The organism is Streptomyces sp. NPDC020898 (assembly GCF_044333925.1).
In the GTDB taxonomy this organism is placed as follows: Bacteria; Actinomycetota; Actinomycetes; order Streptomycetales; family Streptomycetaceae; genus Streptomyces.
Window position 1 is genome coordinate 370,924 of the sequence record NZ_JBIRRV010000007.1, and the last position, 18,536, is coordinate 389,459.

The following is an 18,536-nucleotide window of genomic DNA, read 5'->3' on the forward strand; positions in this document are numbered from 1 at the left end:
GTGGGACCTACGGGACCTCCCCCTCCTCCTCGCCCTCCTCCCGCAGTTCCGTCACCCGCTCCAGCAGGATCGCCTCCCACGCGCGCCGCAGTTGGACCCGTCGCAGCGACAGCGGGCCCGCGTCGCGTCCTGCGAGGCTCCCGGCCAGCCGGACGACCGAGTCGCAGCGGGCGAGCCAGAGGCCGCGCAGACAGGGGCGGGCCGCGTAGCCGGCGAGGGTGGCGGCGCGTACGGCGGCGGGTGAGCCGACCGCGAGGGCGAGGCCGGCGATGTCCTCGGCCGGGTCGCCGACGACCGCGTCGGTCCAGTCGAGGACACCGCGCACCCGCCCGTCGGCGCTCACCACGAGGTGCTCACCCCTGAGGTCGTGGTGGACGAGGACCGCGCTACCGGCCTGCGCGGCGAGCTGTGTGGTGGCGGACGGGGTCAGCTGGTGGAGCCGCGCGGGGTCGAACTCGTCGGCCGCGGCGAGGCGTTCGGCCGCGCTCGCGGCGGCCCGGCGCAGCGCCTCCAGGGAGCGTGGCGCGACCCGCGGCACACCGAGCGTCTCGGCCTGTCGTACGGGGACCTCGCGCAACCCCGTGAGCAGCGCGGCCAGGTCGGTCTCGCCGACCGCGGAGACGTCGTGCTCCTCGGCGGAGCCGCCGGGCACCCTGGTGTCCAGCGTGTAGGCCAGTCCGCCCGCCCATTCGCCCTGCGCCACACCGCTGGGGACGGCGACGCCGATGTGCGGGCGTACGAGGTCACGCAGGCGCAGTTCGCGGCGCAGTCGCGTGGACGCCTCGCGATCGGGGGCCAGCCGCAGCACATGCCGGGAGCCGACCCACCAGGTGGAGTGCTCGCCGCCAGCGCGGACCGGCCGGACATCGGGTCCGGTGGTGCCGTCCTCCACAAGGGAACGGACCAGTCGGCGGACCGTGTCCGCGGTGGGTGTCGGTGCCTGAGTCATGGTCGCGCCGTTGCCGTTCGGGGGTGTTGTCGAGGGCGGGGCTCCTGGTGGGCGGTCAGTCCACTATCGCCATCTCCCGGGGCGTGTTGTTGAGGCGCCGGCCACCGTCCTCGGTCACCGTGACGATGTCCTCGATGCGTACGCCGAAGCGTCCGGGCAGGTAGATGCCGGGCTCCACGGAGAAGCACATGCCCGGGACGAGAGGCCGTTCCTCGCCCTCGATCATGTACGGCGGCTCATGCGTGGTGACGCCGATGCCGTGGCCGGTGCGGTGGATGAAGTACTCGCCGTACCCGGCCTCGGCGATGACCGCGCGGGCCGCCCGGTCGACGTCCTGGCAGGCGGCGCCGGGCCGCACGGCGCAAAAGCCCGCTTCCTGGGCCTCGCGCACGATGTCGTGGACCCGGCGCTGCTCGGCGTCCGGTTCGCCGACGTGGACCGTGCGGGAGGTGTCGGAGCCGTAGCCGTCCATGAGGCCGCCGAAGTCGAGGACGACCATGTCGCCGTGCTCGATGACGCGGTCGCCTGCCTCGTGGTGCGGGTTGGCGCCGTTGGGGCCGGAGGCGACGATGGTGAAGTCGATCTCGGAGTGCCCGAACCGCCGCAGCAGGTCGGCCAGATCACCGGCGACCTCGCTCTCCCGACGCCCGCCGAAGGGAACCTTCCGGATCTCCTCGTACGTTGCGTCGGCAGCCGCGCCCGCGGCTGCCAGGCGGGCCAGTTCCGCCGCGTCCTTCACCGCGCGCAGCATCGGCAGGCCCTCGGTGAGGGAGACGTACGAGGTGCCGGGCAACGCCCTCTGGAGTGCCAGCAGGTGCAGGGCCCAGGTGTTGTCACTGACCCCGAAGCGGCCCGCCCCGTCGAGGAGCGAGGCGGTGGCCGCGTACGGGTCCTTGGCGTCGGTCCAGTCGCGCAGGGTCAGCGCGGGCGCGCCGGCCGCCCGTACGGCATCCGGGGCCTCCAGCGCGGGGACCACGAGGACCGGGTCCTGTCCGGCGGCCAGCACCAGCAGGGTGAGGCGTTCGGTGACCGCGGGAGGCGCGTAGCCGGTGAGCCAGACGAGGTCGGGGCCCGGGGCCACCAGGAGCCCGGCGAGCCCCGCGTCGGTGGCCGCCCGCGCGGCGCGCCGCATCCGGGCCCGGTAGTCGTCGACGGTGAAGGGCGCGGGGCTGCTGCCGGTCATCCGGGCCTCCGTGGAAGGGCGAGGGGTACGGCAGCATCCTGCCCGGATGCGCCGGGCCGCGCGAGCCGGTTGACGGCGCTGATTCCCGCGTCGGGCTCGCCCGACGGAGGGGAGCCGATCAACCATTAGCGTCTCTGATTGGCTTAGCGATCCCCATTTGTTGCTCAGGGATGTGACCCATCGCATTCGTGCCCTGGTGCTGAACAGCGGAAGCCGTCAGCCCTCGTGGCACGCCCCTCCGGACGCTGGTCGGTGAGGTCTCGCGACCTCACCGAGGAGGGTGCCCGACGTCGCCTGGGCGCCGGGCGTGTGCGTAACACTTTGCCACGAGATCACTACGGATCGCTAATCCGACTGGTGAGCCTGAATGCGCAAATCTGTCCGAGCGGTCGACCAAGGCGGAAGGCCATGCTCAAAGGCGTCTTCCCTGTGCTGGACGCGCTCAGGTGACGACGCCCGGGACCGCGATCAGCTGCTGAAAGCCGCCGCTGCGATGACGGACCGTGAGAGCGACCTCCGTGCCGGGGCGGGCGCGGGCGACCGCGCGGGCGAGATCGGCCGCCGAGTCGACCCGGGTGCTGCCGAACGCGAGGAGTACGTCACCGCGCACCAGGCCCGCGCTGTAGCCGGGGCCGGGTACGTGCACGCCGACGACCAGGGCTCCCGACGTCTCCGCGTCCACGGCCTCGATGCCGAGCGTGGCACTCACGGCCGGCGGTGAGGAGGCCGGGCTCGCACTGTCCGAGGGCGGCTGGGAGCGGCCGGCCCCGGAAGACTGGGAACCGGGCTGGGCCGACGCGGGCACCGTCCGGTCCCCCTTCCCCGTATCCCGTTGCAGGTCCGCGAGCTTGCTCATGCCGATCACCGTGGCGCTCACCGTGCCCAGACCGACGCCTGCGAGAACCAGGACCGCCCCGACCAACAGGCCGAACAGAAGGGTCGTCAGCCGTCGGCCGCGCCGTCGCGCGGCATGCGGGCGCCGGGCCGGACGGGATGTGGTGCGGCCGCCGCCCGGCTCCTGGCCGGGCATCGGCTTGGGACGCAGCGCAGTCTGTTCCATGGATCGCCTCCGGCAGGTGCTCTACCCGGTGCACCCGTACAGAACGAGCCACGAACGAGTGAGACTGACACAGGGGCGGACATGGGCAGCCATAAGCGTCAGAAACGATTCCGCAAGGTCGGCACACGCTCCGGCCGACGCGGACCTCCCGAGGAGGCCCGCGCCCTGCCGGCTCCGCCGACGCGATCCCGCGACCGTCAGCCGACCGGCAGTGCCGAGCCGCGGTCCGGCAGGAAGCCGTGGGACCTGCTGGCCAGGTAGTCGGACTTGTAGCGGGAGACCTCCTGGTGCCAGTTCAGGATGCCGGCCAGCCAGTTCCGCAGCTCGGCCACATAGCCGTCCATGATCTCGCGGGCCTCGTCCGTGAGCTTGAAGTCCTCGTACAGGACCGGGAACTCATGGGCGGCGACATGCTCGAACTGCTGCATGCGCTGGGTCATCAGGTCGTGGATGATGCCGAGCGCGGTCGGGTAGTCGCAGCCGAAGAAGTTCTGGACGACGAGGATGCCGTTGTGGACCTCACCCTCGTACTCGATCTCCTTCTGGTACGAGAAGACGTCGTTGATGAGCATCGCGTAGTCGGCGGCCGCGTTCTCCAGCGACTGGACGGGGCCGCTGCGGTAGACCTCCGGCGGGACCGTCCGGCCGTGGCCGATGCGGCACAGGCTCATCGTGAGGTCCGAGCCGAAGGTGGCGCGGCGCATCTCCAGGTAGTCGACCGGGTCGGGGATACGGTTCTGGGTCTGGTTGAGCAGTTCCCACACCCAGCTCTCGGTCATCACGTTCACCGAGGCGCGGAACGCGCGCCGCTGGTCGGGCGTCATCCCGACCGTCGTACGCCGCCACAGGTCGATGAGGCCGCGTTCCATGCCGTTGACCGGAACCGGGATCTCGTCGCCCTCGACGGGCATGCAGGCGGACAGGCGCTCGGTGCACAGGCGGGCCGCGGCCAGGTCGCGGCGGTGGCCGAAGACGAGGGGGTAGTAGTCGTCGCCGTAGGTGCCCCAGGCCAGCCAGCCCGAACTGAGGTCGAGGGCCTCGGCCGTCGCGTCCGGGTGGATGCCGGCCGCGCACAGCGGCAGGTCGGCCGCGGCGAGCTTGTCCTCGTCCCAGACCCCCTCCTGGAGCATGCCCATACTGTGCGTCCAGTCGACGAGACGGGACCTGGCGCCGTCCAGGTGCGGGCTGAGGGTGAGCCCGAACGGCATGTAGAAGTCCGGGAGTCGGGACGGGCCGACCTTCTGGTAGGGCACATGCGTGTAGGCACGCAGGCGTTCGACGCCGGCCGAGGACAGAAGCGCTCCGATGTTGGCGGCGGAGGTGCCGAAACCGCCCACTCCGAAGGGCCGCGACTCCTCCAGTGCTCCTTCGTTCATGTACCGGCTGGAGCGCAGGTGCCACTCGTGGCCGCCGGACTGCCAGTCCTGCAGCCCGCGCGTGTACGCGGCCACCGCGGCGACCTGGTCCGGCGTGAGGCCCTTCTCCAGGGCCAGCCCGGGCACCTCGGTGAGCGCGGTGTGCTCGAACTGGTGCAGCCGTGAGGTGAGGATGTCGTTGACGGTGTCGGCGGCCTCCTGGGTCGTACAGCCGAAGAAGGTCTCCAGGACGAGCACGCCGTTGCTGAGTTCGCCCTCGTCCTCGACCTCCCGCTGGTAGGAGAACAGGTCGTTGCGCAGGTGGACGCCGTCCGAGAAGGTCTCCATCAGCACCCTGAGCGGCCTCGACTTCGCGACGAGCGCGGGTACTTCGGCGGTCGCGTACTCCACGAGCCCCGCCGACCAGGGCGCGCCGCCGACCTTGCGGCGCATCTCGATGTACTCGACGGGGTTGGAGATCCGCCCCTCGTTGATGTTGGACAGTTCCCACATCGACTCGTTCAGCAGATGCTCGGTCGCGACCGCGAACCGCCCGCGCCAGTCGACGGACATCGACGGCACGGTGCGGGCCCACAGGTCGGCGAGGCCCGCCTCCACCGGATTCTGCGGCTTCGGTACGGGAGTCGAGAGGTCGAGCGGCATGAAAAGAGGCAGCCGGTCCAGATAGGCCTTGCCGCCGTCGCGGTCCTGGCTGCGCTTGAAGACCTCCAGGAAGTGGTCGTCGAAGAAGAACACCCACACGTACCAGTCGGTGATGAGCGAGAGGGCCGGCCCGTCACAGTCGGGGTGCGTGTACGCGCACAACAACCCGTAGTCGTGCGCGTCGAGATCGGACTGCTCCCAGACGCCGGAACCCTCCAGCATTCCCATCTCCCGCGCCCAGACGGTCGAATGGGCACGCGCCTCGTCGAGATGCGGGTTCAGCCGCGCGGGATACGGCATGTAGAAGTGCGGGAGTACGAACGGCTGTGTCATGGCGGGGGCCCTACCCCTGCCCCGGAGGTGCCATCCATGGAGGGGGACATGATCACACCATCGCGTGAATCGTGGCCGATTCCGGGATTACGGACGGGCGTTGTGAGTTCACTCGACATGCGCGCTCTCCGAGATCTCACCCGTCCCCCGCCCCCGCACCGCCCGCCCCACCTCCGCCCGCAGCGCCACGAACTCGGGCAGGCCCCGCGTCCTGATCTGGTCGCGTGGGCCCGGGAGTTCGACCGGGAGGTCGAGCAGGACCCGGGAGCCGGGGCCCGGGGACAGCACGACGACGCGGTCGCCGACGTACACGCTCTCGTCGATGTCGTGCGTGACGACGACGATCGTCGCGCCGTCCGTGCGGTGGACCTCCAGCAGCAGGTCCTCCAGGTCCTCGCGGGTCTGGGCGTCCAGGGAGCCGAAGGGCTCGTCCATGAGCAGCAGGGAGGGGCGGCAGACGAGTGCGCGGGCGATGGCGACGCGCTGCTGCATACCGCCGGAGAGCTGCCAGGGGTGGCGGCGGCCGGCGCCCAGGAGACCCACGCGTTCCAGGATGCGGTCCGCCTCGGCCCGCCGTTCGGCCCGGCCGAGTCCCCGGCGGCGCAGCGGCAGTGCGACGTTCTCGCGGACGGTGAGCCAGGGGAACAGGGAGCGGCCGTAGTCCTGGAAGACGACGGCGAGGCGGTCGGGCACACCGGATACGGGCGTGTCGTCGACGGTGACCGTGCCCTCGTGGGCGGGCAGCAGTCCGGCGATGGTCCGCAGCAGGGTGGACTTGCCGCAGCCGGACGGTCCGACGACGCACAGGAGTTGACCGTCGGGCACGGTGAGGTTGATGTCCCGCAGGACGTGGTGGTCGCCGTAGTGCTGGCCGAGGGAGTCGAGGCTGAGCATCCGGATCGGTCACCTGTCCTGAGGGTGTGGGGGCTGCGCGCTTTCGTACGACGCGTGGTCGGCGGCCTGGAAAGGTTCCTCGCGGGTCATCCGGGTCGCCCGCTGCCGATCAGGCGCTTCTCGACCGCCAGCAGGGCGGTGTTGAGCAGGTACCCGAGGGCGCCGAGCAGGACCAGGGCCGCCCAGACGGTCAGCAGGTCGGAGCGTGACTGGGCGTCGGTGAGGGTGAAGCCGATGCCGTTGGCGGTGCCCGGCAGCAGTTCCGAGAACACCATGAGAATGAGGGAGAGCGAGAGGCTCAGCCGCAGCCCCGCGAAGATGCGTGGCAGCGCGGAGGGCAGGAGCAGCAACCAGAGCCGTTCGCGTGCGGTCAGGCGCAGCACGGCGGCGACTTCGAGCCGCAGCGGGTCGAGATTGCGTGCGCCCTCCGCGGTGTTGATCAACACGGGCCATACGGCGCTGAAGGCGATCGACGCGACCTGCATCTGCGTACCGAAGTCGAGCACGACGACGAAGACGGGCACGAGGGCCGGGGGCGGGACGGCGCGTGCGAACTGGAGCACCGGGTTGCACAGGGCGTACGCCGGGCGCGACCGCCCGACCGCGAGACCGAGTGCCACCCCCGTGACGGCGGCGAGCGCGAAACCGGCGGCCATCCGGGCGAGGCTCGGCAGGATGTTGTCGACGGCGGCGTCGGTGAGGAAGAGATGCCGGACGGGGCCCGAGAACCACAGGTCGTAGGCGTGGTGTGCGATGCGGCCGGGGGGCGGGAAGTAGACGCTGCCGTGCGCACGGGTGGCGAGCTCCCAGACGCCCACGGCGAGGGCGAGCACGAGCCAGCGGAGGAGCGCGCTGCGGGCGAGGGCTCCCACACGGGCGGCGGCGGTGGATGCGGTGGCCGTAGATCCGGTGCCGTTGTCGGGACCGGATCTCGTGGTGGTGCTCGTACGCGGGGGCTTTCCGGCCGTGGGTCCGGGGCGGCTGCTCATGGGCGACGTCCCGGCGCGGAGGCATCGCGGGTGCGGTGTTCCGGCGTCCACGGAAACGCCCTTCGCTCGCACCGCACGAGCGCCCCGTTGATGACCAGGCCCAGCGTCCCGGCCCACACCACGCCGGCCAGCACGTCCCGTGTGCCGTCCGTGGCCACGCCTGCCTGGGCGATGAAGATGCCGAGGCCCTCGCCGAAGCCGGCGAGGATCTCCGTGGCGACGGCGAGGATGAGGGCGATCGCGGCCGAGATGCGGATGCCGGCCGCGATGAAGGGTGCGGTGCCGGGGAGTTCGACGTGCAGCAGTACGGATACGCGGCCGAAGCCGAAGGCGCGCAGGGTCTCTTTGGCGAGGGGGTCGGTCTCACCGAGGCCGTAGACGGTGTTGAAGAGGATCGGCCAGACCGAGGCGTACGTGATCAGCGCGACCTTGGTCTCGGTGCCCGAGCCGAGCAGCAGGGAGACCAGCGGGATCAGTGCCACGGACGGCAGCGGGCGCAGGAACTCGACGATCGCGCGTACGGCGGCGTCGACGACGGGCACGCTCCCGAGCAGCAGCCCCAGCGGGACCGCTATCGCACAGGCCAGGCCCAGCCCGAGGACCCACGCGCGCATGGTCGCCCCGAGGCCGTCCAGGAAGGCCGGGTCGCCCGCCAACTCCACTGCCCGGGCCAGCACTTCGGACGCGGGCGGCAGATAGTTGCGCCGCACGATCCCGGCCCGGCTCACCGCCTCGCACACACCGAAGGCGAGGAGCACGCCGAGCACACCGAGCCCCAGCTCCTGACGTATGCGAACCCTCAACCGCCGCCGTTTCCACTCCACTTCACTTGACCAGCAGCGTCGCCGGATCGATCGCCTTCTTCAACAGCCCCTGTTTCTGCATCAGTTCGGTCAGCCGGGCGATCTGCGTGGCGTCCATGACCGGCGGAAAGGACGGCAGATCGACCGACTTCGCCTGGTCCGCCGTCACCTTCGTGTACGTCGGCACCACGGCCCGTACGGCCGACGGGTCCTCGGCGGCGATCTGCGCGGCGGCCTTGATGGCCCGCTGGAAGGCGACGAGGGTCTCCGGGTTCTCCGTGGCGTACTTTTTCGAGGTGAGGTAGCCGCTGAGCGGGATCGACTCGACGGGCGGGGACGCGCCGTCGATCAGCACCCGCACCTCCAACTCGTCCTGGATGACGCTGTCGAAGGGCTCCACGACGTGCACGGCGTCGACCTGCCCCTTCTCCAGGGCGGCTCCCATCTGCGGGAACGCGACCTGCCGGTAGTCGGGGCGACCGGCGCCCGCCGTCTCCAGAACCTCGTTGAAGGTCAGCGACTGGACGTTGTTGAGGACGTTGACGGCGAGCTTTTGGCCCTTGAGGTCGGCGACCGTCCTGATGTCCGAGTCCTTCGGCACCAGGACGTCCATCATGTGCGGCGCGGCTCTGATCGACTCGGCGACGATGCGGACGTCGAGGGTGCCCTTCTCATGGGCCTGGAAGTAGGTGACGTAGTTCGCGCTCGCGACCACGTCGACCTGCCCCTTCGCCAGTGCGGGCAGCGCCTGGAGGCTCGTTTGGACCTGCTGGACACGGACGTCGAGACCCTCCTTCTCGAACAGACCGCGGTCACGCGCGATGTAGAGCGCGGCGCAGTCGATCAGCGGCAGGGCGGCCACGTTGATCCGCTCCCTGCCGCCGTTAGAGGAGGACGAGTCCGAGCTGTCGCCGCTGCAGGCCGCGACGGCCAGAGTCAGGGCGGCCAGTACCGCCGCGAGCTTTCCACTTCCCGAGCGCAATGGACGTAACGCCATGCGCGCATGCCTATCAAAGATTTGACATGATCACCACAGGACGATGAGTCGGTCTGGCTGGATCCGGTGGGACCGGCGGCCAGTCGCTACGACCGCGACACGTGCGACGACACCTGGATCACCGCGCGCGTGCCGCTCGTTCGCCAGCGCTGCCCCTCCGCGGTGACGAGCGCCGACTCGGTACGGGCGTCGAGGCCGACGATCACATCGGACTTCAGGGTGCGCAGGGCCGCCACCGGGCCGGGGAAGTACGCGGTGACGTCCGCGAACGGCGTGGTCGGGGGCCGGAGTCGGTCACCGACCAGGCGGCGGTAGTTCAGGTCGCCCTTCATCAGGGTGACCGTGGCCGAGGCGAACTCCTCACGCAGGTCGTCGGGCATCGCGGCGTACGGAAGCGGGGCGCAGGAGAAGGGGTGGGCGCGTACGACGAGGCGGCCGTCGGCCATCGCCGACCAGAGACGGCGGCCGTACGCGGCGGCCTCCCCGGGCGCCCGGGTCAGCCGGTGCAGCGCGTCGACCACATCGGCGGTGGTCGCGTCGGAGACGAAGAACGGGTGCGGTTTCACGTGCAGGACAGCCCGTTCGACATGCCGCCGGGTCAGCAGGTGGTCCAGGAGCAGCAGGTCGGGGACGAGTTCGCGGCCCGCGTTGTCCGCGACCAGGCACACCGTGCCGGCGGTACGCCGGGCGGGCGGGAGCAGTGACCAGAGGGCCTCGCTGTCGTCGGCGACCAGTCCGGCCGCCTCCCCTCCCTCGTCCGCACCGGACAGCCGGAAACCGAGGTCGGCGCGGTTGCCCCACAACGAGCCGTGGAGCAGGGCGCGCGTCTGCTCCTCCGCCGGCCGGCCCACCAGATCGTCGAGCGCGGCCAGCTCCTCGCCGGTCTCGGGAGCGTCGAGTTCGGCGAGTTTGAAGGGCCGGAAGGGGTCGATGCCACGCCAGGCAGCATCACTCCGGCTGCCTCCGAAGTACCCGACCGCTTCGAGGAGTTGGCGGTAGAAGTAGCCCTCCGCCCACAGCCACGGCACATCGAACCAGGACCGGCCCGCGTACTCCAGGGTCCCCCACTCCTCCCACTGCCCCCGGTCCTCGGCTCCGGCGGGGAGGGGTTCGACGACACCCTCGGTGCAGTTCTTGAGGAGCGCGTCGAGCGCGCGGTGCTGCTCGGGGCCGTACGGAAAGGCGTCCCGCACCTTCTGGATGAGCGCGGGATGCCGTTCGGCCAGCACGCTCCAGGGGAACGAGCCCGGCTCGTTGCCGAGGATCACGGGCGGGGACACGGAGTCGGAGGCAGGCATGCGCCTCACCGTACCGTCCGCGAAACACGCGGCCCGGGGAGCTCACCGCGCGAAAGCCGTCCGACCCAGGGACCCCACCGCGCGAAGGCCGGCCACCCGAACCCGACAGAGCGACTCGCCCCACTCGCCCTACTGGGTTCACGTCGCCCGAGCCATCGGTTCAGGTCGCGGGCCCCCGCATGCCAGCCAAGTCGCGGGCCATGCACACCGGTCAAGTCACTGCCCCGCACACCGGATCAGGCCACCCGCCGCCGCCCGCCCCGCCCGTCTCACGCCACCACCCTTATCTCCCGCTCCAGTTGCGCCACCAGGCTCAGATACCGCGCCCGCCTCGGCGTGGGCACCAGTGCCCGGATGGTGAGCCGCCACATGTCCGCCGTCCGGCGGGGCTGGCGCCCCAAGGGCTCCACCGCGCGGCTGACCACACGGCTTCCGACGAAGAAGCTGACGAGGGAGTGGGCCATCGCGTCGACGTCGACGTCCGGATGGACATCGGACTCCTTGACCGCGCCGAGGAGTCTGCCGGACGCCATCTCCGACCACTCACGGAACGGGTGCCGCAGCGGCGGCCGTACGACGACATCTCCCGCGGCGAGTCGAAGACCCGCCCGGGCTATCGGGCCCTCGACGGCCATCCTCGTGATCCCGAACGTGACGCGGATCAGCGCTTCGAGCGAGGAGTAGCCGCGGCCGTCGATGTCCCTGGCCATCCGCCGGGAGGTCCTGGACTGGATCTCCAGGATGGCCTGGGCCAGATCCTCCTTCGCCGCGAAGTGGAAGTAGAGAGCGCCCTTGGTGACATGGGCGTGCTCGACTATGTCGCTCAGGCTCGTCGACTCGTAGCCGTGCCGGTCGAACAGATCGGCCGCGGCCGTGATGATCGTCGCGCGGGTCTGCTCGGCGCGTAACTGCCTCGGCACTGGCGCCACCTCTCCCAACCGTCCCCGTGCTCCTGAACTCCCGTAAGAAAAACGGGATATGCCGTTTGTTTCTTACTCCCTGTACAAGATAGCCGACCGTTCAGCGGTGCCCACCACACACTCGAAAACCGTGCGTCCCTCCTGTGTTCCCAGCACCTTCAGGGTCCCGTCACCTTCGTCCGTGGCCTCGATCCAGGTGGGCAGGTCCAGTTCGGCGAACTGGTGGAAGGTGGTGTCGAAGGAAACGGGTATCAGGCCGGAGTCGGGGCCGGTCCGTGCCAGAGCGGCCTGGCGGGCGGACTCCAGCAGCAACATGCCCGGTATGTGGTCGAGTGGATGATCGAAGAAAACAGCATGACCGGTATCAACTCGCAACTGCCAGTGACCGTCAGCCCCTTCAGGCAGTGCCAGGACCACATCCGCCGTCGAATCCCGGCCCACATCGGCGGCCGGCAGGCCCGGCGGGACCGGCAGCGCGGTGACTCCTGCGGCCGTACGACCGCCGCGCAGCCTGCTGAAGACGGCACCGCTGGTGCAGGTGAAGGCGACATCGGCATGCGCGACCCGCTCACCGTCCAGCCGTACGTCGGCCTCGTAGCGGGCCGAAACCAGACGCTTGCCGCGGTAGCGGATGTCGGAGAAGCTGATGTCGACGGTGGGTTCGGCCGGGCTCGGACCGACGCCCAGGTACTCGGGGAACGTGGTGATCCGGAACTCCTGGAGCACGAACTGGTGGTCCAGGGGCACCTGGTACTCGGTGTGGTTGAGCAGGGTCCCGGCCTGGCGCACGGTCTCCACGACGAGCAGCGGATCGTACGTCGTGCGGTCGGGCGACACGTGTAAACAGTGGACGCGCGGCCACTGCGCGGAGACGCTGAACCGGTCGGCCTCCGCTCGGGACCAGCCGGTGGGGAACGTCTCCGCGATCGCCGCACGATGCACGAGTTGGCGCGGAACACCCGCCGTCATGGTCGGGATTTCGGCAGACTGCTGCACTGGAAGCAATGTCTCTCCCTCGGTCCCCCGTATGGGCATGGCAGACGGAAAGGCGCCCGCATAGGTGAGCGATAGAGTACGAGGCGACCGGTTTGTTTTCAACGAGATCAGCCGGTCCGGCCCTATGATCGGCGGTTCCGGCGCACCTGACCCACGCGCCGTCACGCACCAGCACAGCGCCAATACGGCAGCGAAACGGACATCGGCCAACTGGGCGCCAGGGAGGGGCTCTTATGGCGAAACAGGAGCGCGCCATCAGGACGCGCAGGGCGATCCTGGAAGCCGCGGGCGCGGTTTTCGACGAGCACGGCTACACCTCCACGACCATCGCGATGGTGCTGGAGCGTGCCGAGGTCACCAAGGGCGCCCTGTACTTCCACTTCCCTTCCAAGGAATCGCTCGCGCAGGCGGTACTCGACGAGCAGGTGCCGTTCGGCACTGTGCCGCCGCAGCCCTGCAAGTTGCAGGAGATCATCGACATGACGTTCGTGGTCGGTCAGCGGCTGCTGACCAACTCCCTGCTGCGCGGCAGTGTGCGGCTGGCAGTGGACCAGGAGACGCCGAACCACGTCGATCACTCCGAGCCCTTCCGGCAGTGGTCGGAGCGGCTGACGTTCCTCATGGAACAGGCTCGTGAGCAGGGCGAGCTGCTGCCCACGGTGGATCCGCCGGAGACGGTCGACCTGCTGGTCGGTGGTTTCACCGGCATCCAGGTGATGTCGCGGGCGATGACCAACCGGGCGGATCTCGGTCACCGGTTGTCCGTGCTGTGGGCGCACATCCTGCCGAGCATCGCGGTGCCGGGGCTGCTGCTCGGCCTCGACAGCAGGGCCGACCGGGGTGCCCGGGTCCTCTCCTCCCTGGAGTCGCCCGTCCTGAAGGCGTCGTGATCCTGCTGACCGGCGCGACCGGCACCGTCGGCCGCCTGGTGGCCCGGCGCCTCCCCGCCGCCGAGCCGGTACGGCTGCTGGCCCGCGCCCCCGCCCGCGCCGCCGCCCTCGCGGGCCCGCACGCGGAGGTGGTGCGCGGCGACTTCGAGGACCCCGCCGGTCTGCGCGGGGCGCTGACCGGCGTACGGTCGGCGCTGCTCGTCACCGCGAACCCGCTGACGCACGCGCACGACGAGAACTTCCTGACGGCCGCCCGGGCGGCGGGAGTTCGGCACATCGTGAAGCTGACGACCCTCTCGGTGACCGAGCCCGACGCGACCGACCTCGTCACGGAGTGGCAGCGGGAGAACGAGCGGTTGCTGCGCGCCTCGGGCCTGTCGTGGACCCTGCTGCGACCGCGCGCCTTCATGTCCAACACGCTGGGCTGGGCCCGCTCGATCCGGGCGGAGGGCGTGGTGCGGGGCGCCGGCGGCGCGGTGGCGACCGCGGCGATCGACCCGCGGGACATCGCGGATGTGGCGGTACGGGCGCTGGTTTCCCCGGAGGGGCACTCGGGGCGGGCGTACGCGCTGACCGGGCCTGCGGGGGTCACCCCGGTCGAACAGACGGAGATCCTGGGTGAGTTGCTGCGACGGCCGCTGAAGTTCGTCGAACTGACGGAGGATCAGGTTCTGCGGGGACTGCTCGCTCGCTATCCGGAGGCGGTGGCCCACGCTCTGGCGGAGAGTGCCGCGCGGGGGCGGGACGGGGCGAAGGGGCAAGTGGAGCCGGACGTCGCGGAGTTGCTCGGTCGGGCGGGGCGCTCGTATCGGGAGTGGGCGGCGGAGCACGTGGCGGAGTTCAGCTGATCGCTCCGCGGGACGGGCGGATCGTTCACCGCGGGCCGGTGGGGGCTTGTCGCGCCCCGCGGCGGAGCCGCAGATCGATACAGCCCCGCGCCCCTATGGGATGGGCTGCGCCCCCCATAGGGGCGCATGCAGCGGCGGGTCGGTCGGCGTCCATCCACGCCGGCCGACCCGCCCGTTTCTGTCACACCGTCAATTTGCCTGCGCTGACGGGTGGTTCGTTCAGAAGGTGAGCTTCCAGTTGTTGAGCGTGCCGGTGTCCTGCGCGGCCACGTCCTGGACTCGGAGCTTCCAGGTGCCGTTGGCGACCTCGCTGGAGGCGTCCACCGTGTACGTGGCGCTGACGTTGTCCGCGGAGTCCGAGGTGCTGGACGCCTTCAGCGCGTAGGTCGTGCCGTCGGGCGCCACCAGGGTGACGACCAGGTCACCGCGGTAGGTGTGGGTGATGTCGACGCCGACCGCGAGGGCCGAGGGGGCGTTGCCGGTGCGGCCGGTGACGGCGATCGAGGACTCGACGGCGGAGCCGTTGTCCGGGACCGAGACCGCGGTGGTGGAGGAGAAGACGGTCCCCGTCGTACCGCCGCCGGTGCCGGTCACAGCCTGCACGGTCTTGGTGGCGTCGGCCAGACCTGCGCCGCAGCCGCCGGAGCAGGCGCCGGGCAGGGCACGGGAGTTGGTCTTGATCGCGGACTCGATCTGGGCCGGCGTCAGCGAGGAGCTGGCCGACTTCATCAGCGCGGCGAGGCCCGCGATGTGCGGGGCGGCCATGCTGGTGCCCTGGTAGTAGGCGTAGGACTCGGTGGACGGGCCCTGCGTACCGGAGTTCAGCGTCGACAGGATGCCGTTGGCGGTGCCGGTGCTGGTCTGGCCGCCCGGGGCCGCGATGTCGACGAGCGAACCGAAGTTGGAGTACGAGGCCTTGGCTCCGGTCCGGCTCAGCGCGGCGACCGAGATGACGTTGGCGCAGCTCGCCGGGGAGTAGCCGGAGGCGTTCGCGTTGCTGTTGCCCGCCGCGACGACGACCGTGGTGCCACGGTTGACGGCGTTGGTGATCGCGGTCTGGGTGGCGGAGGTGCAGGCACCGCCACCGCCCAGGCTCATGTTGATGACCTTGGCGACGTTGGCGTTGGCCGGAACACCGGAGACGGTGCCGCCCGACGCCCAGGTGATGGCGTCGATGATGTCGGAGTCGTAGCCGCCGCACTTGCCGAGGACGCGCAGCGGGGAGATCTTCGCGTTGTACGCGATGCCCGCGACACCCTTGCTGTTGTTGGTGGCGGCGGCGATGGTGCCCGCGACGTGGGTTCCGTGCCAGGAGGAGGTGCTGGCCGGGATGCCCGCACCGCACTCGTTGGCGGCGTAGTAGTCGCCCGGGTCGGCCGGGTTGCTGTCACGGCCGTTGCCGTCCACCGAGACCGCGGTGTCGGAGATGAAGTCGTAGCCCGCGACGATGTTGGCGGCCAGGTCGGAGTGGGTGACGTAGCCGGTGTCGATGACGGCGACGGTCACGCCGGTGCCGGTCGCGGTGTCCCAGGCGCCGGGGACGCGCATGCCCGCGGTGGTCTCGAAGAGGTCCCACTGCTTGCTGTACTCGGTGTCGTTCGGGTCGGCCTGCGGCGTGTTGAGGCGGTCCGGCACGACGTAGGCGACCTGCGGGTCGGCCTGGTACTCGGCGATGACGTCGGCGACGTCCGTCTTGGTGAGCTGCTCGCCCAGGTCGACGAGGGCGGCACCGGTGCCCAGACGACGCTGGAAGTCCAGGCTCTCGCCGGTCTCCTTGCCCTTGGCGGCGGCGTCGGCGTCGGCGGCCTGGTTCGACTTGGCCTCGGCGGCGCCGGCCTTGTAGCCGACGATGAGTCGCTCGGCCGGGGCGGCGACCGCCTGCGCGGCGGCTTCCGGGGCGGCGGGAGCGGCGGGCGTCTGGGCGAAGGCGACCGAGGTGGTGGCCGCGGCGACCAGCGCGGCGGAGACCGCGGCGACGGATATCAGCTTCCGCCCCGTGACACGGGTGGGTGAGGTACGCAAGGGCTTTGCCTTTCGTGGCCGTACTCCGGGCCGCGCGGGCAGCGGGGAGTAGCGGGCGAATCGCTTCGTCGTCGAAGCGGCGGGGGGTGCGGTTCGAAAAGCGGCGCGGTGGCCGGCCAAGCGCGAGCGGCCCGTTTCGGGGTTACCTATGGGGCGGCTGTGGTGGAACATTAGGCAAAGGGAAGGTCATCCGGATACAGGGGAAACCCTCGATCAGTCCGGATCCCCACCCTCGGACACCGGAAACCGCCCCTGAACGACGGCCAGTTGACCGGGTTGGGTGGGTTGCCCGGGAATACCGGCTCATGTTCCGGCTCGTCTTGGCCGGATGGACGACGCGATGCCGCGCTGGTCAGGTTCCCGCCGCGATTGAACGCGGCCCGCCCGCTGCCCGTACTGCCCGAGAGCAGGCCTGTTCCCGGGTCCGCGCGCAGCAGAGCTGTTCCCCCTCGGTCGAGGAGACGTCCCGAATGACCGCCCAGCGCCGCACTCTCTCGACCGCCGCACTCACCGGCACCGCCGCCTTCGCGGCGCCGCTGCTGCTCACCCTGTGGGCGGCGGGCCCTGTTCAGGCCCATGGTGCGCCCACCACGCCGGTCAGCCGTGTCTTCGCCTGCTCCCCGGACGGCGGCAGCCTGGCCGGTACGGCGGCCTGCCGGGCGGCGGTCTCCGCGAACGGCGGGGCGCCCTTCACCTTCTGGGACAACCTGCGGGTCCCGAACGTGGGCGGCCGGGACCGTGCGGTGATCCCCGACGGCCGGCTGTGCAGCGGCGGGCTGTCCGACTACCGGGGGCTCGACCTCGCTCGCGCCGACTGGCCCTCGACCACTTTGACGGCGGGTGCCCGGCTGACGATGACGTACCGCTCGACGATCCCGCACGCCGGCACGTTCAAGATGTTCCTGACGAAGCCCGGGTACGACCCGGCCGGGCCGCTGACGTGGTCCGATCTGCCGGAACGGCCGTTCGCCGAGGTCAAGGACCCCGCGATGACGGGCGACGCGTACCGCATCGGGATGACGCTGCCGTCGGACCGGACCGGACGCCATGTGCTGTACACGATCTGGCAGAACTCCGGTTCGCCGGACACGTACTACTCGTGCTCGGATGTGGTGTTCCCGGAAGCGAAGAGCAGTACGGGTGACACCGACGCGTCCGCCCCGGCCGCTGCCGTCTCCCCGACGCCCGCTCGGGAACGTACGAGTGCCTCCCCCACAAAGGAGCCCGAGCCGAGCGAGCAGCCGGCCCGGGCCGCGAAGACGGGACAGGCGGCGGAGTCCGCCGACTCCGCCGCCCCTGAGGCCGCGAGCACTGTGGCCGGCGCCCCGGTGGCTTCCACCTCCGGCGACTCCGACTCACAGCGGCCCCTGATCGCGAGCGGCGCCGCGGCAGTGCTGCTCGCCGTGGTCGCCGCCCTCGCCCTGCGACTGCGCCGCCGGTGAACACCGGTTGCACAGACGTTTATTGACGCAGCGTCAATTCACGAAGACCGTGGCGCCGCCCTGCGTCACGTCCTGCACCGGGGCGTACTTGGCCGTGAAGTAGCCGCTGCTGAAGCACAGCGACGAGCCGGAGAACTTGGTGAACGGCTGGCTGGCGAAGTTGATGCTGTTGTCGTCGGCGCCGGTGGTACCGGACAGACTGGGCGCCTGGTAGACACAGTTGATGCTGCCCAGCAGGGTGCGCAGCACGACGGTCGTCTGGATGGTGGAGCCCTCGGCCGGGGTGATGACGACGGTGCCGTCGGAGCCCACCGCACTGGTGTACGGCAGGTTGTTGACGGTCACGCTGGTCACCCCGAGCACTCCGAGGACGTTGCTGGTGCAAGTGCCGAAGGTGTGCGCGGAGACCGACTCGGTGGCGGTGCCGGGCGCGGCCGGGTTGTCCTCGACCGACGCGGTGAAGGTCGACGCGGCGCACGAGACGCCGCTCGTCCCGGTCGCGCTGGAGTAGAGCGTGGCCACGGTGCCGGTGGCGAGGGAGGCGCTGAGGACGTCGCCCACGGCGACGGCGTCGCCGGCCGCGCTGTTGACGGTGAGCACGGTGTCGGCGGCGGACGCGGGGGTGACCGCGGCGACCGAGAGCCCGGCGACGGCAGCGGCGAGGGCGAGGGCGGTGCGGGTACGGGTACGCATGATGCGGGTGCCTCTTTCTGGAGCTGGGGGGGGTCGGGGGTGGGATTGGGGGGGGTGGGATTGGGGGGTGATGCAGGGGGTGGTGCCGAAGAGGTCAGGGCACGCGGAAGTACGCGTTTCCGGACACATGAAGGGCGCGGGAAGACGGCGTCGCCGGCCCGTAACGCCTTCTCCGTACGTGACGGACCGGCAACGACAACC

Annotated in this window: 16 protein-coding genes; 3 read left to right on the forward strand and 13 right to left on the reverse strand. The window is 70.7% G+C overall.

Annotated features, from left to right (window positions below; translation table 11 throughout):
• Positions 1-7: 7 nt before the first annotated feature.
• The 11 genes from ACH4TV_RS24080 to ACH4TV_RS24130 all read right to left on the reverse strand — a co-directional run bounded on the left by ACH4TV_RS24080 (position 8) and on the right by ACH4TV_RS24130 (position 12,440).
• Positions 8-949: an aminoglycoside phosphotransferase family protein gene (locus ACH4TV_RS24080; RefSeq protein WP_398401326.1), complete on the reverse strand. Its 942-nt coding sequence runs from the start codon at positions 947-949 to the stop codon at positions 8-10.
• Between the two features lie 55 nt (positions 950-1,004).
• On the reverse strand, positions 1,005-2,132 hold the full coding sequence (locus ACH4TV_RS24085) for an aminopeptidase P family protein (RefSeq protein WP_398401328.1): 1,128 nt from the start codon (positions 2,130-2,132) through the stop codon (positions 1,005-1,007).
• A gap of 442 nt (positions 2,133-2,574) precedes the next feature.
• On the reverse strand, positions 2,575-3,192 hold the full coding sequence (locus tag ACH4TV_RS24090) for a PDZ domain-containing protein (protein WP_398401330.1): 618 nt from the start codon (positions 3,190-3,192) through the stop codon (positions 2,575-2,577).
• Between the two features lie 197 nt (positions 3,193-3,389).
• Positions 3,390-5,543: a germacradienol/geosmin synthase Cyc2 gene (gene cyc2 / locus ACH4TV_RS24095; RefSeq protein ID WP_398401332.1), complete on the reverse strand. Its 2,154-nt coding sequence runs from the start codon at positions 5,541-5,543 to the stop codon at positions 3,390-3,392.
• A gap of 108 nt (positions 5,544-5,651) precedes the next feature.
• A complete protein-coding gene (locus tag ACH4TV_RS24100; RefSeq protein ID WP_398401334.1) occupies positions 5,652-6,437 on the reverse strand; it encodes an ABC transporter ATP-binding protein in 786 nt (261 codons plus the stop codon).
• 86 nt (positions 6,438-6,523) lie between these two features.
• A complete protein-coding gene (locus ACH4TV_RS24105; RefSeq protein WP_398401337.1) occupies positions 6,524-7,426 on the reverse strand; it encodes an ABC transporter permease in 903 nt (300 codons plus the stop codon).
• Entirely contained in the window at positions 7,423-8,229 is an 807-nt protein-coding gene (locus tag ACH4TV_RS24110) for an ABC transporter permease (RefSeq protein ID WP_398401339.1), read from the reverse strand. Before ACH4TV_RS24110 ends, ACH4TV_RS24105 begins: the two co-directional genes overlap by 4 nt.
• A gap of 22 nt (positions 8,230-8,251) precedes the next feature.
• A complete protein-coding gene (locus ACH4TV_RS24115) occupies positions 8,252-9,226 on the reverse strand; it encodes an ABC transporter substrate-binding protein (RefSeq protein ID WP_398401341.1) in 975 nt (324 codons plus the stop codon).
• An 86-nt stretch (positions 9,227-9,312) separates the two neighbouring features.
• Positions 9,313-10,524, reverse strand: a complete 1,212-nt coding sequence (locus tag ACH4TV_RS24120; RefSeq protein ID WP_398401343.1) for a damage-control phosphatase ARMT1 family protein — start codon at positions 10,522-10,524, stop codon at positions 9,313-9,315.
• Positions 10,525-10,793: 269 nt separating this feature from the next.
• On the reverse strand, positions 10,794-11,444 hold the full coding sequence (locus ACH4TV_RS24125) for a ScbR family autoregulator-binding transcription factor (RefSeq protein ID WP_398401345.1): 651 nt from the start codon (positions 11,442-11,444) through the stop codon (positions 10,794-10,796).
• Between the two features lie 72 nt (positions 11,445-11,516).
• Entirely contained in the window at positions 11,517-12,440 is a 924-nt protein-coding gene (locus ACH4TV_RS24130; protein ID WP_398401347.1) for a ScbA/BarX family gamma-butyrolactone biosynthesis protein, read from the reverse strand.
• A 233-nt stretch (positions 12,441-12,673) separates the two neighbouring features.
• Here ACH4TV_RS24130 and ACH4TV_RS24135 point away from each other — a divergent pair, with 233 nt between their 5' ends.
• On the forward strand, positions 12,674-13,330 hold the full coding sequence (locus ACH4TV_RS24135) for a ScbR family autoregulator-binding transcription factor (RefSeq protein WP_398401349.1): 657 nt from the start codon (positions 12,674-12,676) through the stop codon (positions 13,328-13,330).
• Entirely contained in the window at positions 13,327-14,178 is an 852-nt protein-coding gene (locus ACH4TV_RS24140) for an NAD(P)H-binding protein (RefSeq protein ID WP_398401351.1), read from the forward strand. Before ACH4TV_RS24135 ends, ACH4TV_RS24140 begins: the two co-directional genes overlap by 4 nt.
• Before the next feature lie 219 nt (positions 14,179-14,397).
• On the opposite strand, the gene ACH4TV_RS24145 is transcribed toward ACH4TV_RS24140, so the two are convergent.
• Positions 14,398-16,200, reverse strand: a complete 1,803-nt coding sequence (locus ACH4TV_RS24145; RefSeq protein WP_398401353.1) for a S8 family peptidase — start codon at positions 16,198-16,200, stop codon at positions 14,398-14,400.
• A 470-nt stretch (positions 16,201-16,670) separates the two neighbouring features.
• On the opposite strand from ACH4TV_RS24145, the gene ACH4TV_RS24150 reads away from it, so the two are divergent.
• A complete protein-coding gene (locus tag ACH4TV_RS24150) occupies positions 16,671-17,642 on the forward strand; it encodes a lytic polysaccharide monooxygenase (RefSeq protein WP_398401355.1) in 972 nt (323 codons plus the stop codon).
• A 33-nt stretch (positions 17,643-17,675) separates the two neighbouring features.
• On the opposite strand, the gene ACH4TV_RS24155 is transcribed toward ACH4TV_RS24150, so the two are convergent.
• A complete protein-coding gene (locus ACH4TV_RS24155; RefSeq protein WP_398401357.1) occupies positions 17,676-18,335 on the reverse strand; it encodes a Tat pathway signal sequence domain protein in 660 nt (219 codons plus the stop codon).
• Between the last annotated feature and the right edge of the window lie 201 nt (positions 18,336-18,536).

Excerpts from the sequence above, each read along its gene's own strand:
- ACH4TV_RS24090 (WP_398401330.1), bottom strand. The coding sequence starts at position 3,192 with ATGGAACAGACTGCGCTGCGTCCCAAGCCGATGCCCGGCCAGGAGCCG.
- ACH4TV_RS24115 (WP_398401341.1), bottom strand. The coding sequence starts at position 9,226 with ATGGCGTTACGTCCATTGCGCTCGGGAAGTGGAAAGCTCGCGGCGGTA.
- ACH4TV_RS24105 (WP_398401337.1), bottom strand. The coding sequence starts at position 7,426 with ATGAGCAGCCGCCCCGGACCCACGGCCGGAAAGCCCCCGCGTACGAGC.
- cyc2 (WP_398401332.1), bottom strand. The coding sequence starts at position 5,543 with ATGACACAGCCGTTCGTACTCCCGCACTTCTACATGCCGTATCCCGCG.
- ACH4TV_RS24155 (WP_398401357.1), bottom strand. The coding sequence starts at position 18,335 with ATGCGTACCCGTACCCGCACCGCCCTCGCCCTCGCCGCTGCCGTCGCC.
- ACH4TV_RS24080 (WP_398401326.1), bottom strand. The coding sequence starts at position 949 with ATGACTCAGGCACCGACACCCACCGCGGACACGGTCCGCCGACTGGTC.
- ACH4TV_RS24150 (WP_398401355.1), top strand. The coding sequence starts at position 16,671 with ATGACCGCCCAGCGCCGCACTCTCTCGACCGCCGCACTCACCGGCACC.
- ACH4TV_RS24100 (WP_398401334.1), bottom strand. The coding sequence starts at position 6,437 with ATGCTCAGCCTCGACTCCCTCGGCCAGCACTACGGCGACCACCACGTC.
- ACH4TV_RS24085 (WP_398401328.1), bottom strand. The coding sequence starts at position 2,132 with ATGACCGGCAGCAGCCCCGCGCCCTTCACCGTCGACGACTACCGGGCC.
- ACH4TV_RS24135 (WP_398401349.1), top strand. The coding sequence starts at position 12,674 with ATGGCGAAACAGGAGCGCGCCATCAGGACGCGCAGGGCGATCCTGGAA.
- ACH4TV_RS24120 (WP_398401343.1), bottom strand. The coding sequence starts at position 10,524 with ATGCCTGCCTCCGACTCCGTGTCCCCGCCCGTGATCCTCGGCAACGAG.